General features: G+C 71.1%; 8 protein-coding genes. 7 read left to right on the forward strand and 1 reads right to left on the reverse strand.

The features are described 5' to 3' along the window. The first annotated feature begins 36 nt into the window (after nt 1-36). From AD72_RS15695 to AD72_RS15720, 6 genes are all read left to right on the forward strand, one after another. Complete coding sequence (locus AD72_RS15695; protein ID WP_031467255.1) at nt 37-3,783, forward strand: amino acid adenylation domain-containing protein; 3,747 nt, start codon at nt 37-39, stop codon at nt 3,781-3,783. Beyond that, the gene (locus tag AD72_RS15700) at nt 3,780-3,992 is read left to right on the forward strand and encodes an MbtH family protein (RefSeq protein ID WP_020501849.1); all 213 of its coding nucleotides are present in this window, start codon (nt 3,780-3,782) and stop codon (nt 3,990-3,992) included. The genes AD72_RS15695 and AD72_RS15700 overlap by 4 nt, the downstream gene beginning before the upstream one ends. Nucleotides 3,993-4,143: 151 nt before the next feature. Further along, nucleotides 4,144-4,887 carry a thioesterase II family protein gene (locus AD72_RS15705; protein ID WP_031467256.1) on the forward strand — a complete coding sequence of 248 codons (744 nt, stop codon included), beginning with the start codon at nt 4,144-4,146 and terminating at the stop codon, nt 4,885-4,887. 69 nt (nt 4,888-4,956) lie between these two features. Then, entirely contained in the window at nt 4,957-5,772 is an 816-nt protein-coding gene (locus AD72_RS15710; protein WP_031467257.1) for a TetR/AcrR family transcriptional regulator, read from the forward strand. Continuing rightward, nucleotides 5,772-6,293 carry a methyltransferase family protein gene (locus tag AD72_RS15715; RefSeq protein ID WP_031467258.1) on the forward strand — a complete coding sequence of 174 codons (522 nt, stop codon included), beginning with the start codon at nt 5,772-5,774 and terminating at the stop codon, nt 6,291-6,293. Before AD72_RS15710 ends, AD72_RS15715 begins: the two co-directional genes overlap by 1 nt. A 32-nt stretch (nt 6,294-6,325) precedes the next feature. After that, entirely contained in the window at nt 6,326-6,718 is a 393-nt protein-coding gene (locus AD72_RS15720; RefSeq protein WP_031467259.1) for a PNPOx family protein, read from the forward strand. Nucleotides 6,719-6,721: 3 nt separating this feature from the next. Here AD72_RS15720 and AD72_RS15725 read toward each other — a convergent pair whose 3' ends face one another. Continuing rightward, the gene (locus AD72_RS15725) at nt 6,722-8,215 is read right to left on the reverse strand and encodes an IS1634 family transposase (RefSeq protein WP_031467260.1); all 1,494 of its coding nucleotides are present in this window, start codon (nt 8,213-8,215) and stop codon (nt 6,722-6,724) included. 124 nt (nt 8,216-8,339) lie between these two features. Here AD72_RS15725 and AD72_RS15730 point away from each other — a divergent pair. Continuing rightward, nucleotides 8,340-10,906 (forward strand): bifunctional FO biosynthesis protein CofGH (locus AD72_RS15730; protein ID WP_037346013.1); only part of this gene is annotated, 2,567 nt, incomplete at its 3' end.

Consider the following 10,906-nt stretch of genomic DNA (forward strand, 5'->3'; position numbering starts at 1 on the left):
GCGTGACGCGCCGAGCTCGCCCAGGGAGCGAGCGCGATGACCGGCAAGCTGGCGGACATCTGGCCGCTTTCCCCGCTGCAGGAGGGAATGTTCTTCCACGCCGAGGACAGCGCACCCGGCGCGGACGTGTACACCTCGCAGCTGGTGGTGCATCTGGAGGGGAGGGTGGACCCGCCCGCCATGCGCGCGGCCGCGGACGCGGTGCTGGCCAGACATCCCGGGCTGCGGGCGAGTTTCCGCCGCCGCAAGACCGGCCAGCCGGTGCAGCTGATCGCACGCGAATGCCGTGCCCCGTGGCGGGAAACCGAGACCGCGGACCTCACCGCGCTCGCGGAGACCGAGCGGGAGACCGGATTCGCGCTCGGTAACGGGCCGCTACTGCGGTTCGTGCTCGCCCGCACCGGGCCCGGGTACGCGCTCGTGCTCACCTGCCACCACTTGCTGGTGGACGGCTGGTCCATGCCGGTGCTCGCCGAGGAGTTCTTCGCGCACTACCTCGGCGCGGACCGGCTGCCGCCTGCACCTTCGTACAAGGAATTCCTTGCCTGGTATGCGAATCAGGACACGGCGGCGGCGCGTGCGGCCTGGCGGGAGCATCTCGCGGGGCTCGACGGACCGACCCTGCTGGCCCCCGGTTCCGGGACGCAGCGGCCGCGGCAGCTGACCCGGACCCTGGACGCGGCCCCGTTCACCGAGCTCGCCCGGCGCAGCGGGGTGACCATGGCGACCGTGCTGCAGACGGGCTGGGCGGTGCTGCTCGGCAGGCTCACCGGCCGCACGGATGTGGTGTTCGGCTCGGTGAACTCCGGCCGGCCCGCGGAACTGGCCGGGGTGGAACGCATGGTCGGGCTGTTCGTCAACACTGTCCCGATGCGGGTGCGGATCCGCGAGGCGGAGAGCTTCACCGCGCTGCTCGCCAGGGTGCACCGGGAGCGGAACAGCCTGCTCGGTAAGGATTTCCTCGGACTGGCCGACATCCAGCAGGTGGCGGGCGCCGAGCGGCTGTTCGACACGATCACCGCTTTCGAGAACTACCCGGCGCCGAACGTCACCGGCTCGCTCGGCGAACTGCGGGTGGGCGCGGTGGAACTCACCGATGCCGCACACTATCCGGTCACCCTCGTCGCGGCTGTCGGGGAGCGGCTGTGGCTACGGCTGGATCATCGGCCGGACGTGGTGCCGGAGGCGGCGGCCCATGCGCTGTTCGATCGGCTCGAGCGGCTGCTGCACGCGGTGGCGAACCGGCCGGGAGACCCCTTGGCCCGCCTGGACATTCTCACCCCGGCCGAACACGAACGGGCGCACACACCGCCGCGCGCGGGTGCGGAGCCGCGCACGCTCGGCGAGCTGCTGAGCGCGGCGGCGCGGCGGAATCCGGAAGTGCCCGCGGTACGCGAGAACGGCACCGAACTGCGGTACGCGGAGCTGGACGCGCGGGCGAACGGGCTCGCGCACGAAATCGCCGCGCGGGGAGCCGGTCCGGAGGATCTGGTCGCGGTGCTGCTGCCACGCGGAACCGCGCAGCTGACCGCGGTGTGGGCGATCGCCAAGGCGGGCGCCGCCGTGCTGCCCATCGATCCGGAACTGCCCCGTGAACGGGTGCGCGGCATTCTCGCCGAGGCGCAGCCGGTGCTCGGGATCAGCGAGGGCGCACTCGCCGCCGGGCTGGACGGCACCTGGCTCGGCCCGGTGTTCCCCGCCCGGCCGGAAGCTCCGGTTTCCGTGGCACGCCCGGAAAACACCGCCTACGCCATCTACACCTCGGGCTCGACCGGAATGCCCAAGGGCGTGCTGGTCACGCATTCCGGGCTCGCCGCCCTCGCCGAGCACATCCGGGAGCACGCCGGGATTCGTGCCGGATCCCGCACCCTTGCGTTCGCCTCGCCCAGCTTCGACGCTTCGGTGCTCGAACTGCTGCTCGCCGCGCATACCGGATCGACCATGGTGATCGCGGGGCCGGAGCTCTACGGCGGTCCGGGGCTGGCCGAACTGCTCGAACGGGAACGGGTGGACGCGGCCTTCCTCACCCCGTCCGCGCTGAGCAGCCTGCCCGCCACGGAACTCGGCATCGGCACCCTGCTGCTCGGCGGGGAGCCGCTCGGCGCCGACGCGGTGCGCCGCTGGGCGATCGGGCGCCGCCTGCTCAACGTGTACGGGCCGACCGAGACCACGGTGTTCAGCCTCACCGCCACGCTCGCGGAGCGGGATCCGGTGCATCTGGGCGAGCCCATTCCAGGGACCGGAACACTCGTGCTCGACGGCGCGCTGCGACCGGTGCCCGACGGCGTGACCGGGGAGCTCTACCTGACCGGTGCGCGGGCCGGGATCGCCCGCGGCTACCTGGGCCGCCCGGGCCTGACCGCGAGCCGGTTCGTGGCCTGTCCGTCCGGCGGGCGGATGTACCGCACCGGCGATCTGGTGCGCCGCGACGATGCGGGCCGGCTGGAGTACCTGGGGCGCGCGGACGGCCAGGTGAAGCTGCGCGGGCACCGGATCGAACTCGGCGAGATCGAGGCCGTGCTCGCCGAACAGGACGGGGTGGCCGGGGCGGCCTGCGTGGTACACGAGGGTGCCCACGGCGGGCAGCTGATCGGCTACGTGGTTCCGGTGGACCGGATGCCGGGAAGCGAGCGGCTGCGCGGTGACCTCGAACGGCGCCTGCCGTACTACATGGTGCCCGCGGCGTTCGTGGAGTTGGACCGGCTGCCGCGCACCGTGCAGGGCAAGCTGGATCGCGAACGGCTGCCCGCACCGGGGCGTGCGGCGGCGAAGGGCAGGGCACCGCGCAGCCCGCTCGAACACCGGCTGGCCGCGTTGTTCGCCGAACTGCTGGGCATCGAGGAGGTCGGCGCCGAGGAAGGGTTCTTCGAGCTCGGTGGCACCTCGCTGCTCGCGACCAGGCTCGCCGCCCGCGCCCGCACCGAACTGGGGATCGAGGTACCCATCCGCGCCCTGTTCGAGGCCTCCACCGTGGCCCGGCTCGCCGCGCGGCTCGACGAGCAGGGCGAGACCGAACCGCCGCTGGAGCCGGTGCTGGAACTGCGCACCGAGGGGGCGGGGGAGCCGCTGTTCTGCGTGCATCCCGCGGTGGCCCTCTCCTGGTGTTACAGCGGACTGCTCGGGCACGTCGACGGTCCGGTGTACGGCCTGCAGGCGCGCGGTATCGCCGAACAGGAGCCGTTGCCGGGCACCCTCACCGAGGCGGCGCACGACTACGCGGAGCGGATGCGCGCGCTCGCACCCGGTCCGTACCGCTTGCTCGGCTGGTCGGTCGGTGGACTGCTCGCGCACGCGATCGCCGCCCGGTTGCGGGAGCTCGGCGAGCGGGTGGAACTGCTGGCGCTGATGGACGCCTACCCGATGCGTGCCCACGGTGCGGCCCTCGGTGATCCGGATGTGGGTATCGCGCGGCTCGCCAGGGACCTGGGGTTCACCCCCGCCGGGGATGGGCTGGACGCGGCGGGCGCGGCCCGGATGCTCACCGGGGCGGGCGGGGTGTTCGCCGGGCTGCGGGCCGAGCACATCGAGCGGATGTACGCCGCGTACCTGAATCTCAATCACATCGCGCGCACGCATGAGCCTCCGTACTATGACGGGGACATGCTGCTGTTCGCCGCGGCACGGCGGGCCGGGGAGGTACCGGCGAGTCATACGGACTGGAAGCCGTACGTCGCGGGGGACATCGAGGTGTGCGAGGTCGACTGCACGCATGCGGAGATGACCGAGCAGGGACCGCTCGCCGTGATCGGCGCGCGGCTGGCGCAGAGGAAGGGAAGAGCATGACCAACCCGTTCGAGGACCCCGACGGCAGCTACTACGTTCTGGTCAACGAGGAAGGCCAGCACTCCCTGTGGCCGAACTTCGTGGATGTGCCCGAGGGCTGGACCGTGGTGCACGGCGAGGACACCAGGGACGCCTGCCTCGAGTACGTCGAACGCAACTGGACGGACATGCGGCCGAACAGCCTGATCCAGGCGATGGAGGATTCGTGAGCGAGCTTGCGAGCGAACCATTGGGTACAGCAGCGCCGCTCGCGGGCTTGACGAGCGCCAGCGAGGAGGGCGTGGCGAGCGAGCTTGCGAGCGAACCATTGGGCACAGCAGCGCCGCTCGCGGGCCTGACGAGCGCCAGCGAGGAGGATTCGTGAGCGAGCAGGGGACCGCGCGTCGTTCGACCTGGCTGCGGTGCTATTTCCCGCGCCCCGGCGCCGAGCTCCGGCTGGTGTGCTTCCCGCACGCGGGCGGTTCCGCGCCGTTCTTCCGGGCGTGGCAGCAGGAGATCAGCGAGTCCGTCGAGGTGCACGCGGTCGCGTATCCGGGAAGGGCCGAGCGGTTCACCGAGCCGCTGGTCGAGGACGCCCCGTTGATGGTCGCCGAGCTCGCGGGTGAACTGGAAGCCCTGCGGGACAAGCCGATCGCCCTGTTCGGGCACAGCATGGGGGCCTTCATCGCGTACGAGACGGCGCAGACCGTCGGCGGGATCGCCCACCTGTTCCTCTCCGGTGCGAACGCCCCGCATCTGCGCTCGGGATTCCCCACGCTGCTGGATCCCGACGACGAGGTGCTGGTCCGCAACATCACCTCGCTCGGTGGTTCGGCGAGCGAGATCCTCGCCGATCCGGAGATCCGGGAGCTCGTGGTGCCCGCGCTGCGCAGCGATCTGCAGCTCGCCGAGGGGTATGTGGACGGGCACTCCGGAAAGCTCTCCTGCCCGATCACCGCGCTGCTCGGTACCGAGGACGACCGCACGCGCCTGGACTCGGTGCGCGGCTGGGCGGAGTACACCACGGGCCCGTTCGCGCTGCGGGAGTACCAGGGGGACCACTTCTACCTGGAGGAGCACCGGGCGGACCTGCTCACCGAGCTCGCCGCGACGCTGACCGGCTGAGCAACGGCGGCATCCGGCCCGCGCGGATCGAACTGGCGTGACACTCGGGTTGCGGTTACATTGGTAACCATGTCAGATGTCGATGTGGTGCCCGCCGAGCTCGTGCGAGCGGCGATCCGCGCGGCCGAAGCGAGCGGTCAGGACGTCGCCGAGGTTTCGCTGCCCGCGGTGGCCGCCGAGGCGGGGATCTCCCGGAGCACGCTGGTGCGCCGCCTTGGTGGATCCCGCCGGGCACTGGACGCGGCGGTGCGCGCCGCGGGAGTGGATCCTGGGGGACGCGAGCCCGTGCGGGAGCGGGCGATCCGGGCCGCCGCCGTGCTGATCGGTGAACAGGGCCTGGCCGCGACCACTCTGGAGGCGGTGGCGCGGGCCGCCGAGTGTTCGGTGCACAGCCTGCACGTCACCTTCCGCGGGCGGGACGGCCTGCTCGCGGAAGTCTACGAGAGCTACACCCCGCTGTTCGACATCGAGGCCATTCTGGCGCGCTCCGGCGAAGACCTGCGGCAGACGGTGTGCGCGGTCTACCGGGCGTTCGTGACCGGTCTGACCCGGCAGCCACGGGTGGCGCCCGCGCTGCTCGCCGACGCGCTGAGCCGCCCGGACGGGGCGGCGGGCCGGCTCATCGAGCAGTACTTCCCCCGGGCCATGGCGGGCATCGGCGACTGGCTGCGGGAGGAGATGCGCGCGGGACGGATCGGCAGGCGGCCACTGCTGCCGCTGCTGAGCCAGCTTCTGGGACCGATCCTGTTGTATCTGGTGTCCGGACGGCTGCTCGGCAGCGGTCCGGCAGCCGAAGGTCCCGAGCTCGACCAGGCCTGCGTGGAGCTCGCCGAGCTGTTCGTGCGCGCGGTGGCGCCGTCCGGGAACACCCGAGGAGGAAGCTGATGCAGAAGTCGAAGGCGGCGCTGTTGAGCGGAGCGTTCTACATCGCGGCCCCGGGGACCGTCGTCGGCCTGATCCCCTGGCTGATCACCCGGTGGCGGTTCCGTCGCCCGCTGCCGGGCTGGGGCGCCGCCCGGGTCACCGGCGCGGTGCTGATCGCGGCCGGACTGGTCCCGGCGACCTCGGCGTTCGCCGAGTTCGTCAAGGCCGAGGGCACCCCGATCCCGGCCGCCCCGACCGAGCGCCTGGTGGTGACGGGGTTCAACCGGTACGTGCGCAATCCGATGTACGTGGGGCTGCTGCTGGCCATCCTCGGCCAGGCGCTGCTGTTCGGGAATTTCCGGCTGCTGATCTATGCGGCCGCGGCGGCCACGGCCCCCGCGGCGTTCGTGCACTGGTACGAGGAACCGACCCTGGCCCGCCGATTCGGTGCCGAATACGAGGAGTACCGGCGCGCGGTGCCCGCCTTCCGGCCCCGGCTGCGTCCCTGGACCCCCGAACCGGCCGAGCGCACGCACGCCTGACCGGACCATCGATCCTCCGAAGGGAGCCCGCGATGCCCCTGTCCACCCGGCTCGCCCGGTTCAACCGGACCGTCACCAACCCCATCCTAGGCCGCCTCGCGCCGTGGTGTCCCGCCTTCGGGGTGATCTACCACCGCGGACGGCGTTCCGGGCGGGAGTACCACAACCCGATCTGCGTGTTCCGCCGTCGCGACGGGCACCCGGGATTCGTGGTGGCGCTGACCTACGGATCCCGCACCGACTGGGTGCGCAATGTGCTCGCCGCCGGGGAGTGCGAACTGGTCACCCGTCGCCGGAGGCACCGGCTGACCGAGCCCGCGCTCACCGTGGAGCCCGACCGTGCCGCGGTGCCGGCACCCGTTCGCGTCGTGCTCACCCTCGCCAAGGTCACCGAATTCCTGTACCTGTCGCCCGCGCGCGAGTAGCCACTACGGCCGCCGTGGCGCATAGCGGTCGAGCTCGAACAACTCGAACAGCGAGCGCGCGGTCTCGTCCAGTTCGGTGAGCAGCCGCTCGGTGCGCGGACGGCCGCCCGTGGAGCGGTATTTCAGCACGGTTTCCCCGATACCGCCCAGGGTTTCCAGCAGTTCGCGGGCGGAGAGGTCGATGCCGTGCTCGGCCGCTTCGTGCCGCATGAGGTGCACGACACCGGCGGCGAGCACCCCGATGAGTTCGTGCACGGCGCTGCGATGCGGGGTCCAGCGCCAGGGCGGGTTCGCCGGGCCCTGGAGCATCCGGAAGGTGCCGTCCAGGTGATAGCGCGCGCGGTAGGCGGTGACCAGTTCGGCCACCGACCAGTCCTCGTGCGAGGTGACCAGCAGCTGCTTGCCGAAGTAGTCCTCGTCCACCCGGGCACGGGTGAACTCGTCGATGCGCCATTCGACGGAATCCCCGGAGACGGCGGTGCTGAGTACCCGGTCCACCCAGCGATCCCGGGTGATCCGGGCGAGCTCGGCGCGGATGTGCTCACGCGGGCGTCCGCGCAGACCGTCCAGCCTGCGGGTCGCGGTGCGCAGGGACTTCTCGAAGGCACGGGACTGGGCGGCGTGCAGCCGTTCGGAATGGGTGAGCACGACGCGCCGGTTGCCCCCGTCGACCAGTTCCCTGGTGTCCAGCGCGGTGAGACCGGCGAACCGGGAAGGATCCACCGGAGTCCGCGCGGAAGCGGGCCTGGTGCGCAGCCCGGGATACTCGCCGATCGGCAGCGCGCCGAGGAAACGCCCGTGCAGACCGGCGCGCTGCTCGGCGTCGAACACCACCGTCGGATGGTTGCGCACCCCGAGTCGCCCGGCGAGCAGGGCCGCGGTCTGCTCGAACGGTTCGCCGCGCCGCGCCTGCGTCCCCTCGGTGTACGAGACAAGCGGAATCGCGCCGTCCCTGGTGACGAGCAGGGCGAGGTCGAAGTTCGGCACATCCACCGCGAGGGTCACCGGTTCCCCGGCGCCGAGGTGTTCCAGCAACCGCGCGGCGTGCGCCTGTTCGATGGCGGCCAGCCGGTTCGCGGACAGGCGCCGCGCCAGCCGCCAGAATTCGGCGTCGCTGACCGAATCCGCCCGAACCCGGGGCCGGACGAACCGGGCAGCCGCGGAATCCCGCCACCACTGTTCCAGGGAGAGGCCGGGGGCGGTGGCCCGGTGCAGCACCGCGAGCGCCAGCGCCATCCCGCGTCCGGGGGCCAGTTTCTCCACGGTGTCCACGAAACCGAGCCTCCCCAGGGTGGACCAGGTCGCGGCGACATCCCCGAACCGCAGATGCCGGGTGGAACGCGGGGCACCCGCGGACCCGGCCACCGCCTCCGCGATGTCCTCGCCCGTGCCGAGGTAGCGCTGCTCGGTGATCCGGGGTTTGCCGTCCACCCGTTCGGAGCGCACCAGATAGTAGTAGGTGCGCCCGCCGATGTGCTTGCCGATGATCGAGGACACACTTTAGGTAATACGCGCGGAACACCCGATTGGCAAGCCGCGAGCAGCACAAACACTCGCGCCGCGGACGATCTCCCGGCCGGGTGGTGGAAGCGGGCGGTCACCGCGGCCTAGCGTCGTGGGCATGGTGGAACCGAACGCGTCCGCGGTGCGCAGGGCGCTGGCCAGGGCCAGGGACGGCAAGACGATCGACGTGGACGAGGCCGCGGTGCTGCTGCACGCGCGCGGGCCCGAACTCGAGACGCTCACCGAGCACGCGAGCCGGGTGCGGGATGCGGGCCTCGCCGAGCTGGACCGCCCGAAGGTGATCACCTACAGCCGCTCGGTGTTCATCCCGCTGACGAGGTTGTGCCGGGATCGGTGTGGTTACTGCACGTTCGTCACCGTTCCGGGACGGCTGGAATCCCCGTACCTTTCCCCGGACGAGGTGCTCGACATCGCCCGCAAGGGCGCGGCCACCGGGTGCACCGAGGCCCTGTTCACCCTCGGCGACCGTCCGGAGGACCGGTGGAGCGCGGCCCGGGAATGGCTGGATGCGCACGGCTATGACGACACGCTCTCCTATGTGCGGGCCATGTCGATCCGGGTGCTGGAGGAAACCGGCCTGTTGCCGCATCTGAACCCGGGAGTGCTCGGCTGGCAGGATTTCCAGCGCCTCAAACCGGTCGCCGCCTCGATGGGGATGATGCTCGAGACCACCGCGCGCCGACTGTTCACCGAGAAGGGCGGGCCGCACTTCGGCTCCCCGGACAAGGATCCGGATGTCCGGCTGCGCGTGCTCGAGGACGCGGGCCGCACCTCGGTGCCGTTCACCACCGGACTGCTGATCGGGATCGGGGAGACGCATACCGAGCGCGCCGAGTCGATCTTCGCGATCCGCCGGATATCCCGTGAATACGGCGGGATCCAGGAAGTCATCATGCAGAACTTCCGCGCGAAGCCGGACACCAAGATGCGCGCGGTACCGGATGCCGAACTCGAGGAACTGGCCGCGGCCATCGCGGTCGCCCGGCTCGTGCTCGGCCCGAAGATGCGCATTCAGGCCCCGCCGAACCTGATCGGCAGGCAGTACGAGTTGATGCTGCGCGCGGGAATCGACGACTGGGGCGGGGTTTCCCCGGTCACCCCGGATCACGTCAACCCGGAACTGGCCTGGCCGCAGATCGAGGAGCTGACCAAGCACACCGAGGCCGCCGGGTACACGATGAGCGAACGGCTGCCGATCTATCCGGAGTACGTGCGCCTCGGCGAGCCCTGGCTGGATCCCCGGCTGCGCGGGCACGTGGATGCCCTCGCCGATCCGGAAACCGGCCTGGTGCGCGAGAACGCCGCGCCGGTCGGGATTCCGTGGCAGGAACCGGACGGTGGGCTCGCCGAGTACGGGCGCACCGAACTGCACGTCGAGGTCGACTCGCAGGGCCGCAGCAGCGACCGGCGCAGTGATTTCGATTCGGTTTACGGGGACTGGGAACAGTTGCGTGGCAAGGTCAAGCCGGCCACGGCGCCGAGCCGGATGGACGGCGAGATCGCGGAAGCCCTGCGGCGCGCCGAGAAGGACCCTGCCGGGCTCTCCGATGCCGACGCGCTGGCCCTGCTGCACGCGGACGGGGACGAACTCGAGGCCCTTGCCGGGCTCGCGGACGGATTGCGCGCCGAGACCTGCGGGGACGACGTCACCTTCGTGGTGACCCGCAACATCAACTTCACCAACGTCTGCTACACCGGTTGCCGGTTCTGTGCGTTCGCTCAGCGGCGTACCGATGCCGACGCGTTCACCCTTTCTCTTGCGCAGGTGGGGGACCGGGTGGACGAGGCGTGGGAAGCGGGCGCGACCGAGATCTGCATGCAGGGCGGTATTCACCCGGACATGCCCGGCACCGCGTACTTCGACCTCGCCGAGGAGGTCAAGCGCCGCCGCCCGGACATCCACCTGCACGCGTACAGCCCGATGGAGGTGGTGAACGGTGCCTCGCGCACCAACTTGTCCGTCCGGGACTGGCTCGGCCGAGTCAAGGAGGCGGGCGTGGACTCGCTACCCGGGACCGCCGCGGAGATCCTGGACGATGACATCCGCTGGGTGCTCACCAAGGGCAAACTGCCCGCCTCCAGCTGGATCGAGGTCATCTCCACCGCGCACGAGCTGGGTATCCCGACGACATCCACGATGATGTACGGGCACGTGGACACCCCCGAACACTGGGTCGGGCACATCAAGCTGATCGCCGATCTGCAGCGCCGCGCCCTGGAGAAGACCGGAAAACGCGGGTTCACCGAATTCGTGCTGCTCCCGTTCATCCACCAGAGTTCGCCCATCTACCTCGCCGGGCTGGCGCGGCCGGGCCCGACCGCGCGGGAGAACCGGGCGGTGCACGCCCTGGCGCGACTGCTGCTGCACGGCCTGATCGACAACATCCAGTGCTCCTGGGTCAAGCTCGGCGAGCAGACCTGCCGCGCGGTGCTGCAGGGCGGGGTCAACGACATCGGCGGCACGCTGATGGAGGAGACGATCAGCCGGATGGCCGGTGCGGACAACGGTTCCTACAAGACGATCAGCGATCTCGAATCGATCGTGGATCCGATCGGGCGACCGCTCGTGCAGCGCACTACCGGATACGGCCGCCCGTCGAGTGAACGGACGGCCGCCGCCCGTGCCAGCGACGGAGTCACCAGCGCGGTGCGGCGGCCGCTGCC

The organism is Sciscionella sediminilitoris (assembly GCF_000737195.2).
GTDB lineage: Bacteria > Actinomycetota > Actinomycetes > Mycobacteriales > Pseudonocardiaceae > Sciscionella > Sciscionella sediminilitoris.